General features: G+C 61.7%; 13 protein-coding genes and 1 tRNA gene. 11 read left to right on the forward strand and 3 right to left on the reverse strand.

The features are described from left to right. Window positions 1-62 precede the first annotated feature (62 nt). Window positions 63-1,442 (forward strand): aminotransferase family protein, encoded by a 1,380-nt coding sequence (locus SOP97_RS03365; protein WP_322948205.1) that lies wholly within the window; start codon window positions 63-65, stop codon window positions 1,440-1,442. Window positions 1,443-1,739: 297 nt separating this feature from the next. Here SOP97_RS03365 and SOP97_RS03370 read toward each other — a convergent pair. After that, window positions 1,740-1,816: transfer RNA gene (locus SOP97_RS03370), tRNA-Arg, on the reverse strand. A 334-nt stretch (window positions 1,817-2,150) separates the two neighbouring features. On the opposite strand from SOP97_RS03370, the gene gabD reads away from it, so the two are divergent. From gabD to SOP97_RS03385, 3 genes are all read left to right on the forward strand, one after another. Then, entirely contained in the window at window positions 2,151-3,599 is a 1,449-nt protein-coding gene (gene gabD, locus SOP97_RS03375; RefSeq protein ID WP_274088975.1) for an NADP-dependent succinate-semialdehyde dehydrogenase, read from the forward strand. A gap of 171 nt (window positions 3,600-3,770) precedes the next feature. Then, window positions 3,771-5,051 carry a 4-aminobutyrate--2-oxoglutarate transaminase gene (gene gabT / locus SOP97_RS03380; protein WP_274088976.1) on the forward strand — a complete coding sequence of 427 codons (1,281 nt, stop codon included), beginning with the start codon at window positions 3,771-3,773 and terminating at the stop codon, window positions 5,049-5,051. 316 nt (window positions 5,052-5,367) lie between these two features. Next, window positions 5,368-6,570, forward strand: coding sequence for an HDOD domain-containing protein (locus tag SOP97_RS03385; protein ID WP_274088977.1), 1,203 nt, complete (start codon window positions 5,368-5,370; stop codon window positions 6,568-6,570). Window positions 6,571-6,597: 27 nt separating this feature from the next. Here SOP97_RS03385 and SOP97_RS03390 read toward each other — a convergent pair whose 3' ends face one another. Then, window positions 6,598-7,032, reverse strand: coding sequence for a BLUF domain-containing protein (locus SOP97_RS03390; RefSeq protein ID WP_322948206.1), 435 nt, complete (start codon window positions 7,030-7,032; stop codon window positions 6,598-6,600). 19 nt (window positions 7,033-7,051) lie between these two features. Next, complete coding sequence (locus SOP97_RS03395; protein ID WP_274088979.1) at window positions 7,052-7,468, reverse strand: hypothetical protein; 417 nt, start codon at window positions 7,466-7,468, stop codon at window positions 7,052-7,054. Window positions 7,469-7,671: 203 nt separating this feature from the next. On the opposite strand from SOP97_RS03395, the gene arsS reads away from it, so the two are divergent. The 7 genes from arsS to SOP97_RS03430 all read left to right on the forward strand — a co-directional run bounded on the left by arsS (window position 7,672) and on the right by SOP97_RS03430 (window position 16,864). Beyond that, a complete protein-coding gene (gene arsS, locus SOP97_RS03400; protein ID WP_322948224.1) occupies window positions 7,672-8,640 on the forward strand; it encodes an arsenosugar biosynthesis radical SAM (seleno)protein ArsS in 969 nt (322 codons plus the stop codon). A gap of 15 nt (window positions 8,641-8,655) precedes the next feature. Beyond that, complete coding sequence (locus tag SOP97_RS03405; RefSeq protein WP_322948207.1) at window positions 8,656-10,041, forward strand: sodium:solute symporter; 1,386 nt, start codon at window positions 8,656-8,658, stop codon at window positions 10,039-10,041. Next, entirely contained in the window at window positions 10,041-11,009 is a 969-nt protein-coding gene (locus SOP97_RS03410; RefSeq protein ID WP_322948208.1) for a metallophosphoesterase family protein, read from the forward strand. Before SOP97_RS03405 ends, SOP97_RS03410 begins: the two co-directional genes overlap by 1 nt. Further along, entirely contained in the window at window positions 11,002-13,143 is a 2,142-nt protein-coding gene (locus SOP97_RS03415; protein ID WP_322948209.1) for an FAD-dependent oxidoreductase, read from the forward strand. Before SOP97_RS03410 ends, SOP97_RS03415 begins: the two co-directional genes overlap by 8 nt. Next, on the forward strand, window positions 13,143-13,853 hold the full coding sequence (locus tag SOP97_RS03420; protein WP_322948210.1) for a DUF3047 domain-containing protein: 711 nt from the start codon (window positions 13,143-13,145) through the stop codon (window positions 13,851-13,853). Before SOP97_RS03415 ends, SOP97_RS03420 begins: the two co-directional genes overlap by 1 nt. Window positions 13,854-13,917: 64 nt before the next feature. Then, entirely contained in the window at window positions 13,918-14,991 is a 1,074-nt protein-coding gene (locus SOP97_RS03425; RefSeq protein ID WP_322948211.1) for an FAD-dependent oxidoreductase, read from the forward strand. A 367-nt stretch (window positions 14,992-15,358) separates the two neighbouring features. Then, the gene (locus SOP97_RS03430; RefSeq protein WP_411912019.1) at window positions 15,359-16,864 is read left to right on the forward strand and encodes a methyl-accepting chemotaxis protein; all 1,506 of its coding nucleotides are present in this window, start codon (window positions 15,359-15,361) and stop codon (window positions 16,862-16,864) included. Window positions 16,865-16,912: the final 48 nt, after the last annotated feature.

Here is a 16,912-nt window from a genome sequence, read left to right on the forward strand (position 1 = left end):
TTGCGCGCTGCACCTATCGTGCCCTCACCACAGACGCGCCCATTGCAACGGAAGCCCTAGCCATGAACGATCTTTCACACGCTACTAGCCTGCAGGAACTTGACCGCCGCCACGTCTGGCACCACCTCACCCAGCACCAGGCCTTCGACAACGTTGCCCCACCGATGATGACGCGTGGTGAGGGCCTATACATCTGGGACGTCAACGGCAAGCGCTACCTGGATGCCACCTCCGGCGGCGTGTGGTGCGTCAACGTCGGTTACGGACGCCAGAGCATCGCCGACGCGGTGCGTGAACAATTGCTTCAGCTCAACTACTACGCCGGCACTGCCGGCACACCGGTAGCCGCGCGCTTTGCCGAGGCGCTGATCGAGAAGATGCCGGGCATGAGCCGGGTGTACTACTCCAACTCCGGCTCCGAAGCCAACGAGAAGGCCTACAAGATGGTGCGGCAGATCGCCCACCGTAAATACGGCGGCAAGAAGCACAAGATTCTCTACCGCGAGCGCGACTACCACGGCACCACCATCACCTGCCTTAGCTCTACCGGCCAGGAAGAACGGCGCATGCAGTACGGTCCTTTCACCCCAGGTTTCGTCGAATTCCCGCACTGCTGCGAATACCGCAGCCAGTTCGGTGAAGTCGACAACTACGGCGAGCTGGCCGCCAAGGCAATGGAAGAGGTGATCTTGCGCGAAGGCCCGGACACCATCGGCGCCGTGGTGCTGGAGCCGATTACCGCAGGCGGCGGCGTAATTACCCCGCCAGAGGGCTACTTCCAGGCCATCGAGGCGATCTGCCGCAAGTACGACATCCTCATCCACATCGATGAGGTGGTCTGCGGCCTGGGCCGCACCGGCGCCTGGTTCGCCTACCAGCACTATGGCATCCAACCCGACATCGTCACCATGGCCAAGGGCGTGGCTTCGGCCTACGCGGCGATTTCATGCACGGTAACCACCGAGGCAGTGTTCGAATCCTTTCGTGGCGAGGCGGATGATCGAGAAGCTTATTTCCGCGACATCAGCACCTTTGGCGGCTGCACCGCCGGCCCAGCCGCGGCCATGGAAAACCTGCGCATCATCGAAGATGAGGGTCTGCTGGAGAACGCCACGCACATGGGCGAATACCTGATGACCGGCCTGCTGGCACTCAAGGACAAACATGCGCTGATCGGCGACGTACGCGGCAAGGGGCTGTTTATGGGAATCGAGTTGGTCGCCGACCGGACGACTCGCGAGCCCGTGCACGAGCGTGTTGCCATGCAAGTGGCGGGCGCCTGCATGGCGCGAGGCCTGATCATCGGGCGCACCAATCGCTCGTTTGCCGACTACAACAACACCCTGTGTTTGAGCCCCGCGCTGACCATCGACCAGCAGCAGGCCGATGAGTTGCTAGCCATCCTCGACGCTGTCCTGAGCCAAGTTGCAAACAGCAACTGAACGAGAAGTCCTTCAGAGAAAAGCGGCGAATCACATTGATCTGCTCTTTGAGTATCTGGGGTGCGAGTTGGGCGATTTACTGAAGCGAGTAACTGAGCTACCTGGAGAGGCTGAGTGACGCCTTCCGCGTCACCGCTCATAACGCCATTAGTGTCTACCAGCGCCCCGCAGATAAGGGCAGTGGTCAAACCGTGTCGGTACATTCCGAGTACCAATTTGGATGGGCACAGAATGGACACATTTGGGACAGATGAAAAACAAAAGGCCCTAGGTTTTCACCTAAGGCCTTGTTTTATATGGTGCACCAGGCGGGATTCGAACCCACGACCACTGCCTTCGGAGGGCAGTACTCTATCCAGCTGAGCTACTGGTGCAACGCGGCGCAATCATACGCATCTCGCTGGCGGGCGTCCATGCCGCTACTTTGTTCGTGATTCTGCACGGGAACCGCCGCCTGGCTATCTGGGCCTGCGAGCAGGGAATATGCACAGTCCTCGTTAATTTTTTCGAACATACTATTGCCCTTTACCCCTCTTAACCCTAGCATTCGTTTGAGATTTCAAACGCTCTTGCTGAAATCATCTGCGCTACGCTTTTTTGCGCGTTTATTAAGCAGCATAAGCCCAACGATCAAATCCAGCGACGCTGTAGGGCGGCGCATTCGATGACAGGTACCGATGCCAGGGTGTCGGAATTGAGGAGACTGCCATGCAACTGAAAGACACCCAGCTGTTCCGTCAGCAAGCTTATATCGACGGTGTTTGGTTGGACGCCGACAGCGGCCAGACCATCAACGTGAATAACCCGGCAACTGGCGAAATTCTCGGTACAGTCCCAAAAATGGGCGCGGCCGAAACCCGTCGCGCCATTGAAGCCGCAGAGAAAGCGCTGCCGGCCTGGCGTGCACTGACCGCCAAGGACCGCGCCAACAAACTGCGTCGCTGGTTCGAGCTGATCATCGAAAATCAGGACGACCTCGCGCGCCTGATGACCCTGGAGCAGGGCAAGCCATTGGCTGAAGCTAAAGGCGAAATCGTTTATGCCGCCTCCTTTATTGAGTGGTTCGCCGAAGAAGCCAAGCGCGTCTATGGCGATGTGATTCCCGGTCACCAACCAGACAAGCGCTTGATCGTGATCAAGCAGCCAATTGGCGTGACGGCAGCAATTACCCCGTGGAACTTCCCGGCGGCGATGATCACCCGTAAAGCCGGCCCGGCGCTCGCCGCGGGCTGCACCATGGTGCTCAAGCCTGCGTCGCAAACGCCTTTTTCGGCGTTTGCCCTGGCTGAGCTGGCCCAGCGTGCCGGTATTCCTGCCGGTGTGTTCAGCGTGGTGTCCGGCAGCGCCGGCGATATCGGCAGCGAGCTGACCAGCAACCCGATCGTGCGTAAGTTGTCCTTCACGGGCTCGACGGATATCGGCCGCCAGCTGATGGCCGAATGCGCCAAGGACATCAAAAAGGTGTCCCTGGAACTGGGCGGCAACGCGCCGTTCATCGTGTTCGACGACGCAGACCTGGATAAGGCCGTCGAAGGCGCGATCATTTCCAAGTTCCGCAACAACGGCCAGACCTGCGTCTGCGCTAACCGCCTGTACATTCAGGACGGCGTATACGACGCCTTCGCCGAGAAACTGGCGGTTGCGGTGGCCAAGCTGCAGATCGGTAACGGCCTGCAAGAGGGCACCACCACTGGCCCGCTGATCGACGACAAAGCTGTGGCCAAAGTGCAGGAGCACATTGCCGATGCATTGAGCAAAGGCGCGCGCCTGCTCACCGGTGGCAAGCCGCACACCTTGGGCGGCAGCTTCTTCGAGCCAACCATCCTGGTCGACGTGCCGAAGCATGCAGCGGTGGCCAAGGAAGAAACCTTCGGCCCGCTGGCCCCGCTGTTCCGCTTTAAGGACGAGGCCGAAGTCATTGCCATGTCCAACGACACCGAGTTCGGCCTAGCCTCTTACTTCTATGCCCGTGATTTGGGCCGTGTGTTCCGTGTAGCGGAAGCACTGGAGTACGGCATGGTGGGCGTTAACACCGGGTTGATCTCCAATGAAGTCGCGCCGTTCGGCGGCGTCAAAGCCTCCGGTCTGGGCCGCGAAGGCTCGAAGTACGGCATTGAGGACTACCTGGAAATCAAATACCTCTGCCTGGGTATCTAACCCCCGGCGAAGTAACTGCGCAGAGGTGCACGAGAGCGCTGCACCTTCTGCGTTTATATGGACAGACCCTGTGGCCGGGTGTGCTGCGGCAGTCGATCATCGAATACTGCCAAGCCCTCCCGGTAACACATCCTTGAACCACGCCGCGATTAAACGGCGAATGAGGACACCATGAGCAAGACCAACGAATCTTTGATGCAACGCCGGATGGCTGCCGTTCCACGCGGTGTCGGCCAGATCCACCCGATCTTCGCTGAGCGCGCGGAAAACGCCACCGTATGGGACGTCGAAGGCCGCGAGTTTATCGACTTCGCCGGCGGTATCGCCGTACTCAACACCGGCCACTTGCACCCTAAGGTAGTAGCCGCGGTACAAGAGCAGCTGACCAAGCTGTCGCACACCTGCTTCCAGGTGCTGGCTTACGAACCCTATGTCGAGCTGTGCGAAGAAATCGCCAAGCGCGTACCGGGTGACTTCGACAAGAAAACCCTGCTGGTGACCTCCGGCTCGGAAGCGGTCGAAAACGCCGTGAAGATTGCCCGCGCCGCCACTGGCCGTGCCGGCGTGATCGCCTTCACTGGCGCCTACCACGGCCGCACCATGATGACCCTCGGGCTGACCGGTAAAGTCGTGCCTTACTCGGCCGGTATGGGCCTGATGCCAGGCGGTATCTTCCGTGCGCTGGCACCGTGTGAGCTGCACGGTGTGAGTGAAGACGCGTCGATCGCCAGCATCGAACGCATCTTCAAGAACGATGCGCAGCCGAGCGACATCGCGGCCATCATCATCGAGCCGGTGCAGGGCGAGGGCGGTTTCTACACCAACTCTCCAGCCTTCATGCAGCGCCTGCGTGCCCTGTGCGACGAGCACGGCATTCTGCTGATCGCTGACGAAGTACAAACCGGCGCGGGTCGTACCGGCACCTTCTTTGCCACCGAGCAACTGGGCGTAATTGCGGACCTGACCACCTTCGCCAAGTCGGTCGGCGGTGGCTTCCCGATCGCGGGCGTGTGCGGCAAAGCCGAAATCATGGACGTGATCGCACCCGGCGGCCTGGGCGGCACCTATGCCGGCAGCCCGATTGCCTGCGCAGCGGCCTTGGCCGTGTTGAAGGTCTTCGACGAAGAAAACCTGCTGGAGCGTTCACAAGCGCTGGGTGAGAAAGTCAAAACCGGTCTGCGCGCGATCCAAGCCAAGCACAAGGTGATTGGCGATGTCCGCGGTCTGGGCTCGATGATTGCCATTGAACTGTTCGAGGGCGACGAGAAGCGCACCCCGGCGGCGGCATTGGTCGGCAAGATCGTTGCGCGTGCACGTGAGAAGGGCTTGATCCTGCTGTCGTGCGGCACTTACTACAACGTCATTCGTTTCCTGATGCCCGTGACCATTCCCGACGCACAACTGGAGAAGGGTCTGGCGATCCTCGCCGAGTGCTTCGACGAACTGGCCTGATACTCAGCTGTTCATGCAAAAGACCCGCTTAGGCGGGTCTTTTGTTTTCTACCGCCGTATCAGGCTCAGCACTGAAATCCACGGCTATATCGCACCTGTTTCAGGGCGGATTTGAAACCGTGGCAAAATGCCTCATGCCGGTTTTTTATCTAAACCAACCGCTCTAGAACAGCCTATTCAGCCATGATTTAAACTTGGCTAAGTGCTCAAGATTTTCTCGCGTTGCATGCGCGCGTGACTGGCTTTCCCTTACACTGCGCGCGGCTGGCTGCGCTGAAGCCATTATTTTGCTATGACGCTTTTCTCTGAGGTTTCCATGACTGCTACGGCCAAGGCTGCGGAGATTCTGATCGCCGAAGCAGAACCCTGGACTGCCGATCTGCTCGTGCAACTGGTTCGTGATGTTCGCCCCGATGCACGCATTCTGCGCGTCACCGACGGCGAAGCGGCGCTGGCCAAATGCAAACGGCGCCTGCCGGATCTGGTGATTGCCGATGGCGACCTGCCGGGGGTCGATGGCCTGGAACTGCTGCGCCAACTGCGCCGTCACCCACGCACCCCGGCACTGCCATTTATCCTAATCAGCAGCCGCCTGGATGCCAACAGCGTGCGCGCTACACGGCCGCTGGCACCGACGGCCTACCTGGCTAAACCGTTCAATGCCGAACAACTGCGCCAGCGCCTATTGGCCATTCTCGGCAGCGCAGAGGCGCCAGCGATGAACGCTAACGCCCCTCTGCTCGTCGACAGCCTGGATGAGTACCTCAACGCGGTGCGTGAAGAAGGCCAGGGCGCGCCGCTGTTAGCCTCGGTACGTGACTCGGTGAGCCAGTGCCTGAAAGGCGACGAAACCAACCTGCGTGAACTTGAACAGATCTTTTCCCGTGACCCGCAGATCACTGCGCGCCTGATCGCTGCGGCCAACAGTGCTGCCCAGCATCAGGGCGTGCCCTGTCAAACCCTGAGCCAGGCACTGCCACGCCTGGGCGTGGCGCGCACGTTGAATCTGGTGCTGGGCATGGCCGTGCAGCGCAACGCGCAACTCAGCGACCCGCGCTTGGCCGAGCTGGCCAACAGTGCCTGGGAGAGCGCCCAGCGCAGTGCCGATCTGGCGCGCTGGCTGGCCAACGAGCTGCATCTGGATGCCGAGCTGTGCTTTACCGCCGCGCTGTTGCACAACATCGGTGAGCTGGCATTGCTGCGTAGCCTGCAAGATTGGCAGGACGCTGGCGGCGTACTGCGTGACGAGCAAATCCCGCAAAGCCTTCAGCAACGCGCCGCCAGCTTCGGCTCGGCGCTGCGCATCCGCTGGCGGTTGCCGTTCGGCCTGCGCGAGCTGATTACCGCGTTTTACACCCTCAGTAGCGGTGTCTTTTCGCGCGAGGCGCTGGTGCTCAATCTGGTGTGCCTGCTGCTACGCCAACGCAGCAATCAATCAGCCAAAGAGTTACGCGACGAACGCTGCGTACGCTTATTGCGCCTGGATATCAGCCTGCTAGAGCGCATTCCCAAGCTGTAGCGGCCAGTGGGCTGAGCCACTGAGGTTCTAACTGAGAACAGGCGATTTAAGCGTGCTGACGGTCTCACTCAGCTCCAGTAGCAGACCGGTAATTTGCTCGGCGCTCATGTTGAACGGATCAAAGCGGTCGCTGGCCGAATACTTGAGAAACAGCTCGCGGTTGGTCTGCTTGGCCCCGGCCCAACCCATGCTCCAGTTGCTGTAACGGCGCATGCTGATTTCGGCGTAGTCGAGGATGGTCAACTCCTTGTGCCGGGTGTCATCGGCCAGGCGGTTGTACAAGGCATTAACCTCGGTCCGCGGGCCTTCCAGTGCCTGCAGAAAGATATCGGCGTTGCAGCAGAGAATCCCGGTCAGGCCTTTACGCGGGTTGTTACGCTGCGAACTGTCGAGAATTTCGCGAATCAGCTCAGCAGACACGCTGTGACTGGCTCGGCTGGCATAGGTGAGGCGGACAAGCATGGTGATCTCCTTTATTGAATTAACGTGGCAACAGGGTTCGAGCAAAAATCAACGTGCCGACACCCCAGGCGGCGTTAACCAGAAAGCCGATCAGAAAACGCCCCGGCAGCTTCACCGGATCAAAGCCCATCCCCTTGAGTGGAAACACCACCAGCAAAGCGACGGTGGTCAGGGCTATACCGCCGAACAGCAGGGCCTTGAGCCAAGGTTGTGGGGTGCCTGCCTGCCAACGCAGCACCAGCAGCATCACCACCGCCCAGAGCCCACCCCAGAAGGACGCCGAAAGTAACGCGGGCACCCCCAATGGCGCAGTGGGGCTCAGGTTGAACGGTGCAAACGGCACCACTGCCAGTGCATGCAGCAAGCCCAGCACAGGCTGGTGAAAAAACGGCACGGCCAGAAAGCCCGCGAGAAAAAACAGACTCAAACGCAACATCGGTAATCCCCAGGCTAACGACTGTTAGCCGATACTGCCTTATTTGTATAAGATCCGTACAACTAATTGCACGGCATTCTTCTATCCAGCTGTGTAACAAAACCCCGCGTGCACTCTCTATAGTGGCGACATCACGGCTGAGCCTATTCAGCCCGCTGCGCCCACCCGGCGCGCCCCTCATAAAGGAGCCAACTGTGCACGCCATGCTGCCCTTGCTCGACCAACTGGCTTTTCCGGCAATCCGCCGGGGGCCACTGGAAGCGCTGCAGATCAACCTGACCTACCGCTGCAACCAGCGCTGCCTGCATTGCCACGTGAATGCCGGGCCAACGCGCACCGAGGAAATGACAGACGAAAGCCTGGCGTTATTGCATCAAGTAATCGATGCGCACCCGGTGCAAACCTTGGACCTCACCGGCGGCGCACCGGAAATGCACCCACGTTTTCGTGAAATTGTTGTACATGCGCGCCGTGAAGGCCTGCGGGTGATCGACCGCTGCAACCTGACCATCCTCAGTGAGCCCGGCTATGAAGACCTGGCCCAGTTCCTTGCCGAGCAAGGCGTGGAGGTCAGCGCCTCGTTGCCATGCTACTCACGGGATAACGTCGATAAACAGCGCGGCGATGGCGTATTCGAGGCCAGTATCAAAGGCCTGCAACAGCTCAACGCCCTCGGCTATGGCCAACCCGGCAGCGGCCTGATTCTGAATCTGGTGTACAACCCGCAAGGGCCAAGCTTGCCGCCGCCTCAGCAAGGCCTTGAGGCCGACTATAAGCAGCACCTGGCGGAAGATTTCGGAATCGTCTTCAACCACCTGCTGACCATTACCAACCAGCCGATTGCGCGCTTTGGCAGCACCTTGGTCAGCAAGGGCCAGTTCAACACCTACATGCAATTGCTGCGCGACAGTTATCGCCCGGAAAACCTCGACGCACTGATGTGCCGCTCGCTGGTCAGCGTCGACTGGCAGGGTTATCTGTACGACTGCGATTTCAACCAGATGCTCGATCTGCCACTGCCCTTGCAAGGCCAGTTGATTGGCCGCCAGCGCGCGCATTTGCGTGACCTGCTCGGCGCCACACTCGATGGCAACCCGATTGTTACCCGCGACCACTGCTACGCCTGCACCGCTGGACAGGGCTCCAGCTGTGGCGGCGCATTAAATGAATAAGCTTGGAGTGAACCTATGAGCAGCACGGTCGGGCTGTTTTTCTGGGGGTTTCTGCTGGTGTATGGCGCGCTGATGGTGGCGCTGTCGCCGCGCGCAGTGACCCTCGGTGGCTTCTTCAACGGTGAAGACAATCAAGGCCGCAGTGCTGCGCCTTGGTTGCTGACCTCAAGCATTTTTATCAGCTGGATCTTCGCCAAGTCGGTGACCAACGCCGCCAATCTGGGAGCCAGTTACGGCCTGATCGGCGGCCTGGCCTACGCCATGTATTGGCTGTCGATTCCGCTGACCGGCTTCGTCATCTACCGCCTGCGCCGGCGTTATGCGGCCACGGGGCTGGTGAGTTTTCTCAGCAGCCATTATGGCCGTGGCGCGGCGCTGGCGTTTTCTGCCGCCATCCTGATCCGCCTGTTTAACGAGGTGTGGAGCAACACCGCCGTGGTTGGTGGTTATTACGGCGACGCCGGCAGCCTTGAGTTTATCGGCGCGGCCTTGCTGTTTACCGCCGTGACGCTGGCCTATAGCCTGCGCGGCGGCCTGCGTAGCTCGATCCTTACCGATGCGGCGCAGGCGGCGATCTTTATCGTCGCGCTGGTCTGGGTACTCGGCCTAGTACTCCCGCAGCATTCCCCCAGCGAGCTGGCCAGCACCAGCCACTGGGCACTGAATGCCGGCGTCGATCTGCTGCTGGTCGCCGGTCTGCAGGCCTTCAGCTATGGCTTCCATGACCCGGTGCTGACTGATCGCGGCTTTATCAGCGAAGAGAAAACCATGCGCCGCTCATTCGTGATTGCCGGCGTACTGGGCTTTATCGCCATCCTCGCGTTCAGCCTGATCGGCGTCCATGCGCAGCTCACTGGTTTAGCGGCCTCAGACAACGTGCCCGCTGCCCTGGCCAAGACTATGGGCATCGGCGCGTTGATGGTGATGACCGTGGTGATGGTCTCTGCCGCGGGCTCAACCCTGGACTCAACCTTCTCCAGCCTGGCCAAGTTGGCAGGGCGCGAGCTGCCCAAGTTGGCAGGGCGCGACCTGGGGCAGAAGGCCATTGGCGTCGGCATGGCCGTCATGGTGGTCTTCGCCTTGCTCGGCAACCTGCCGATGATCGCCGGCACCGACATTCTCAAAGCCACCACCATCAGCGGCACCATGGTCATCGGCCTGGCGCCGGTATTTATCCTGCATGGCCTGACCACGCCAACCCGTATGGGCTTTCACCTGAGTTTCTGGACCGGTCTGGGCTTGGGCGTCGCCCTGACGCTGGGCTGGATCCCACCAAGCTGGGCCATTGGCGACGGCAAATACGCCCTGCTGCTCGGCACTAACCTGTATGGCCTGGGCCTGTGTGTGCTGGGCTACCTGGTTCCCGGCTGGCTGCGCGCCGGTCAACGAGGCGCAGCCTGATGCGCGCTGGCCGCGATTGCCCGCTGGATTACCGCCTGGCGCCAGAGGCCTTTAGCGGCGAGCCGCTGTTCGACTGCCAAGTGCTGTATGTCGTCGGCGGCCTGTATGGCAACCGTCAGGCCCTGGCCGCGCTGCAACGGCGCCTGGCGGCCGAGCCTAATGCGCAGGTGGTGTTCAACGGCGATGCCCATTGGTTTGACCGCGACCCGCAAATTTTCCAGCAGATTGAAGAAGGGTTAAGCGCGCACCTGGCCCTGCGCGGTAATGTCGAAACCGAGCTGGGCCGCGCCGACGACAGCGGTGCCGGCTGCGGCTGCGCCTACCCGATGAACGTGGACGACCAAGTAGTCGAACGCTCCAATGCTATTCAGCAGGTGCTGAATAGCATCGTGCAAAGCTTGCCCGGTATGGCCGAGCGCTTGGCTGCGCGCCCGAGTACAGCGCTGGTGAGCGTCGGCGGGCAACGCATCGCCATCAGCCATGGCGATGAGCAGTCGCTGGCCGGCTGGAGCTGCTCGCGTGAAGCGCTGAGTGAACCGGCCCGCCAACAGCAGCTTGATGCCTGGCTTCACGCACAGAACATTCGCGTATTGGCCACCAGCCATAGCTGCGCCGCCGTCGCGCTGAACCTTAAGCATGGCGCGTTGGTCAATAACGGCGCGGCCGGCCTGCCCAACTTCGCCGGCGGTCGCTATGGCCTGCTCAGCCGTATCGCCACCACCGCGCACCCGGCGGCGCTTTATCGCTGCCAACGCGACGGATTGTTTGTCGAGGCCCTGCCGCTGAACTACGACCATCATGAATTTCTCGCCGACTTCGACCGCCAGTGGCCCGCCCACAGCCCGGCGGCGCAGTCCTATCGCTCACGTATTCTTGGCACTGTGGCGGATCAACCGTCACAGGCCCTGCTGGCCGGCTTTAGCCTGTGCCAAAGCCTCTGCGCCTTGGAGGCGCTGACTGATGAATAGCCGCAAAATCGCCCTGATGGGCTTGATCCTCGCCTTGCTCGGCAGCTTCTTTGTCTTCGACATTGGCCAGTACCTCAACCTCGAGGCGCTGAAAGCGCAGCAAGTGGCACTCAACGCCCAGGTCGCCGAGCAGCCCTGGCTGGCGGCGGGGCTGTTCTTTCTCGCCTATGTCGCGGTCACGGCGCTTTCCTTACCCGGCGCGGCGCTGATGACCCTGCTCGGCGGCGCACTGTTCGGGTTGATCGAAGGCTTTGTGCTGATTTCCTTTGCTTCCACATTGGGCGCCAGCCTGGCCATGCTCAGCAGCCGCTTTCTGCTGCGTGACTGGGTGCAAGGCCGCTTCGGCCAGCGCCTGGCGAGCATCAATAACGGGGTCGAGCGGGAAGGGGCGTTCTACCTGTTCGCCCTGCGCCTGGTGCCGCTGTTTCCGTTCTTCCTGATCAACCTGGCCATGGGCCTGACCCGTCTGCCGCTGCGCACCTACTGGTGGGTCAGCCAGCTCGGCATGCTGCCCGGCACTCTGGTGTATGTGAACGCCGGCCGTGAGCTGGGCCAGCTGGAATCGTTGTCCGGCATTCTTTCACCGGGCCTGCTCGGCGCCTTTGTGCTGCTCGGGGTGTTCCCGCTGATCGCGCGCAAGTTGCTCGGGCTGATCCAGGCGCGGCGGGTGTATGCCGGCTGGCACAAACCCAAGACCTTCGACCGTAACCTAGTCGTGATCGGCGCTGGTGCCGGCGGGCTGGTCAGCGCCTATATCGCCGCAGCCGTGAAGGCCAAGGTCAGCTTGATCGAAAAACACCAAATGGGCGGCGACTGCCTCAACACCGGCTGCGTGCCCTCCAAGGCGCTGCTGCGCTCGGCCAAGCTGGCCAACGAACTGAAGAAGGGTGAAGCCCTGGGCTTTACCGGCGTGCAGGGCCAGGTGGATTTCCCGGCAGTGATGCAGCGCATCCAGCGGGTGATTGCCGACATCGAGCCGCATGACTCGGTGGAGCGCTACACCGGCCTGGGCGTCGAGGTGATTGAGGGTGAAGCGAAGATCCTTTCGCCCTGGACGGTTGAGGTCAATGGCCAAACCCTGAGCAGCCGCAACCTGATCATCGCCGCCGGCGCGCGGCCGTTCGTGCCCGATATTCCTGGCCTTGAGCAGATACAGGCTTACACCTCCGATACAATCTGGACCCTGCGCCAGCAACCGCGCTGGCTGCTGGTGCTGGGCGGCGGGCCGATTGGTTGCGAACTCTCGCAGGCCTTCCAGCGCCTTGGCAGCCAAGTGATTCAAGTGGAACGCGGCGGCCGCCTGCTGCCCCGTGAAGACGCCAACGCCAGCGAAGCGGTAATGGCCAGCCTGCGTGCTGATGGCGTCGACCTGCGCCTGGGTCATCAGGCCGAGCGCTTTGAAGTGGTCGACGGCGAAACCCGCATGATCGCCCGCAACCTGGACACCGGCGAACCGGTGACCATCGCCTTCGACTGCCTGCTGCTGGCCCTCGGCCGTAAAGCTAATGTCAGCGGCTACGGGGCTGAGGAGCTAGGCCTGACGCTGCGCGACAATGGCACGTTGGAGACTGACGAATACCTGGCCACGCGCTTCCCCAATATATTTGCGGTGGGCGATGTCACCGGGCCGTATCAGTTCACCCACGTGGCGGCCCACCAAGCCTGGTACGCGGCGGTCAACGCGCTGTTTGCCGGTTTTAAACGCTTCAAGGCGGATTACCGGGTGATTCCACACTGCACCTTCACTGACCCGGAAGTAGCCCGCGTTGGCCTCAGTGAAGCGGAAGCACAAGCGCAAAACGTCGCCTATGAAGTGACCCGCTACGGCATCGACGACCTCGACCGCGCCATCGCCGATGAGGCCGCCCATGGCTATGTGCAGGTGCTGACCACGCCCGGCAAAGACCGCATTCTCGGCGTCACTATCGTTGGCGAACACGCCGGTGAACTGCTCACCGAGTACGTGCTGGCGATGAAGTACAACCTGGGCCTGAACAAAATTCTCGGCACCATCCACAGCTACCCGACCATGAGCGAGGCGAACAAGTACGCCGCCGGCGAATGGAAACGCGCCCATGCCCCGCAAGGGCTGCTGCGGTTGGTCGAGCACTTCCACACCTGGCGGCGCAGCTGATGCGCACGTTAGTGCTGGGGCTCATCCTCGCCGCACCGCTGACCCAGGCGGAGAACCTGCTGACGCCCTGGACAGCAGGCCCGCCGGCAGCTGCATGGTCGACGCCGTGGAAGCTGGCAGACATTCCCAAACTCAAGCCATCGCAGCGCACGCTGGTCGAGCTGGACGGCCAATCTGTCTTACGCATCAACGCCGATGCGGCTGCCGGCGGGCTGTTACATCCGCTCGATCTACCTGGCGATCAGCCCTGGCAGCTGAGCTGGCAGTGGCGCACCGAACAGCATCTGGATCAGGCCCGTTTCGCCACCCGCGAAGGCGATGACTACGCCGCACGGGTCTATGTGCTGCTGGATTACCCACTGGACTCGCTGAGTTTTGTCACCCGGCAAAAGCTGCGGCTGGCGCGCACCTTCTTCGACCCCGACTTGCCGGCGGCGACCCTTAGCTACGTCTGGGATAACCGTGAAGCCCCCGGTAGCCATGCCCGCAGCGCCTACACCGAAACGGTGGAGATGCGCGTGCTGCGCGGACCTGAAGCCGCGCTGGGCGAGTGGCTGACAGAATCCCGCGATCTACGCGCCGACGCCACTGCCGCCTTCGGCAGCGCGCCACGCAAGATCCTCGGTGTGGTGTTCGCTGCCGACAGCGACAACACCGGTGAAAGCGTGACCAGTTATTTCGCCGCACCACAAATACGCAAGCTGCCCTGACAACAGCGCGGGTAAGTCTTTACCATGCAGCCACTGTTAGACACGCAACCTATGGAAGCTTGGCGTGACTCATCACTATGACCTGCTATTAATCGGCGCCGGCCACGCTCACCTCGGGGTATTGCGGCGCTGGGCCTTGGTCGAACGGCCGCCGGGGCGGATCGCCCTGCTGAGTGCCGGACCGGTGGCCTGGTATTCCGGCATGTTGCCGGGGCTGCTGGCCGGCCGGCATAGCGCTGCTGATTGCCAGGTAGAGCTGCAAGCCTTGTGTCGCGCGGCCAAGGTTGAGCTGATCATCAGCCCGGTGGAAAGCTTGTCCGCCGCTCAGCAGCAGGTGCAGCTTGATGATGGCCGCACCCTCGACGCCAGCTGGTTATCGTTAAACGTCGGCGCGCAGATCAGCGCACCGCCGCAGCAGGGCGAGGCCATGCAGCTGCTGGCCGTCAAACCCTTCGATAAATTCATTGCCGGTTGGCAGCAGTGGCAGGCCACGCCTCAGCCCATGACCATACTCGGTGGCGGTGCGGCGGGGGTCGAGTTGGCCCTGGCCTTGGCCGATAAAGTGCCGCACCTGTCCCTGTTCTGCGCCGGCCATCTGCTCGATGGCTTGTCCCCTGGGCTGCGTTTGCGCGCACTCGGCCACTTGCGCCAACACCGCGTAGAAGTGCGCGAGGATTGCCCAATCAGCCGCATCGAGAACGACTGCCTGCTCAGCGCTAATGCGCCGGTCTGGCGCGGCCAGCGGTTATTGCTGGCCAGCGGCGCCAAGGCCTTTGCCTGGCCACAGCACAGCGGCCTGGGCTGCGATGAGCGCGGCTTTGTGCTGATTGCACCCACCCTGCAGAGCTACACCCACCCGACTATTTTTGCCGTGGGCGACTGCGCCAGCCTGCCCGGTGCACGCAAGAGCGGGGTGTATGCAGTGCGCCAAGGCCCGGTGCTGGCCACCAACCTGAGTGCGGCGCTGCGCGGTTTGCCGCTCAAACGCTACCGCCCACAGCGGCAGAGCCTGGCCCTGCTGGCCACCGGTGACGGCGGTGCCCTGCTGGACTGGCACGGCTACAGCGCCGGCGGGCAACTGTATGGCCGCTGGAAAGATTTTCTTGATAAGGGTTTTATCCAGCGTCATCGTTTTTAACCGCTCGGCGCCCTTACCCCACGGGGTTAACCAAACGCTAAGTGATTAACGCACCTGCGACCAAAGTGTCATGGCCGAATACGCCCATGGCTGCTCGAATCAACCTCTCAGTAAAGGTTGGCCGCAGGGAGCGTCACCCACTATGGGCTATAGAATTGTCGACAGCGGCCGATTGCCTAAGCAGGCATACCCGGCTGCACGCCCCCAGGTTCCAGCAGGCATGGCCCGCCCACTGCATAGCGGCGCGCCACAGGCCGTTTCTGGTCTTACTTGGGCCAGAATAAGAATAATGAGGTTTGTCATGCGCTCCGCGTTTATTACCTATCCCAAGGCTTGCCTGCTGCACGCCATTGGGCTGGCCGGATTAATGGCGGCCTATCAACAGGTCCAGCTGCCCTGGTTTGTCAGCATTCCGTCGTTTCTGCTATTGGCACTCTGGCCCTGGCTCGGGCCCTGGCAGCGTCAACATGAAGAGCCGCTGGCGCAGGCCAATGCGCAGCATCCATCATTCAACGACCTTAGCCAGAGCCTGTCGCAGCAAACCTGCCACAACGCCCTGGCCGCTGCCGAAGTAGCCCATGCGGCGCAGCAACTGGCCGGCAAGCTGCACTCGCAGCTGAGCGCTACCGAGCAGATCAATCAGGCTGCCGAGGCGATTACCCACACCGAGCAGGACAACGCTCAGCGTGCCGAGCAAACCCTGCTGGCCGCGCAAAACGTGCGCCAGAACAGCGCCAGCGGGCAGCACGCGCTGCGTGAAGCCATCGAGGCCATGCAGCAATTGAGCGCGCAGACGGCGACCAGCCGCGAGCTGATCGACGGCCTCAGCAGCCGCACCGAACAGATCGAGAAAGTCACCCAGGTGATCCAGTCCATCGCCAGCCAGACCAACCTGCTGGCGCTCAATGCGGCCATCGAAGCGGCCCGCGCCGGTGAGCTCGGCCGCGGCTTTGCTGTGGTCGCCGATGAAGTGCGCAACCTGGCCGGGCGCACCAGCAGCGCCACCGAGGAGGTCGCGCAGATCGTCGGCGATATCCGCCAGCAAAGCGCCGCCGTGGTTAGCCACATGCAACAACAAGCCGAACAGCTCACCCAGGCCGCGCAACAGGTCGAGCACACCGGCGAACAATTGCAGGGGATTGCCGAGCTGGCCGAGGATGTCGAAGCCCAGGTTGGGCAGATCGACAGCGGCACCCGGCATAACCACGAACGCCTGGCCGAACTGTCAGTCGCCGTCGGCCAATTGCGCGGCGATGTCGACGACAGCGAAGGGCAAACCCGCCAACTCAGTAACGCTGCCGAGCGCCTGGTCGGCCAGGCAGAAAGCATCAGCGAGCAACTCGCCGAAGTCGGCCTGGACGACTATCACCAGCGCATTTTTGATCTCGCGCGTAACGCCGCAGCGCAGATTGCCGCGCAGTTCGAAAGCGATATCCAGGCTGGCCGGGTCAGCGTCAGCGACCTGTTCGACCGCCACTACCAACCGATTGCCGGTAGCTTCCCAGCCAAATACAGCACCCGCTTCGACCACTATGCCGATCAGGTGCTGCCGACCATTCAGGAGCCGCTGCTCAGCCAGCATGAAGGCCTGGTATTCGCCATCGCCTGCACCCCGGAAGGCTATGTGCCGACCCACAACAACGCCTTCAATCATCCGCCCTGCGGTGACCGTGCCGTAGACACCCTGAAGAGCCGCAGCAAACGCCTGTTCAATGACCGCACCGGCATCCGCTGCGGCAGCCATCAAAAGCCGTTGCTGCTGCAAACCTATATGCGCGACACCGGCGAGCTGATGCACGACCTGTCGGTGCCGATCATGGTTCAGGGTCGCCATTGGGGTGGTTTGCGCCTGGGTTATAAGCCCGAGGCCTAAATCGGCGCGACGCTATCCCGTCGCACCCCGAGAGCCAGGCCTGTGGCG

Origin of the sequence: Pseudomonas spirodelae, from assembly GCF_034653255.1 — a bacterium.
In the GTDB taxonomy this organism is placed as follows: domain Bacteria; phylum Pseudomonadota; class Gammaproteobacteria; order Pseudomonadales; family Pseudomonadaceae; genus Aquipseudomonas; species Aquipseudomonas spirodelae.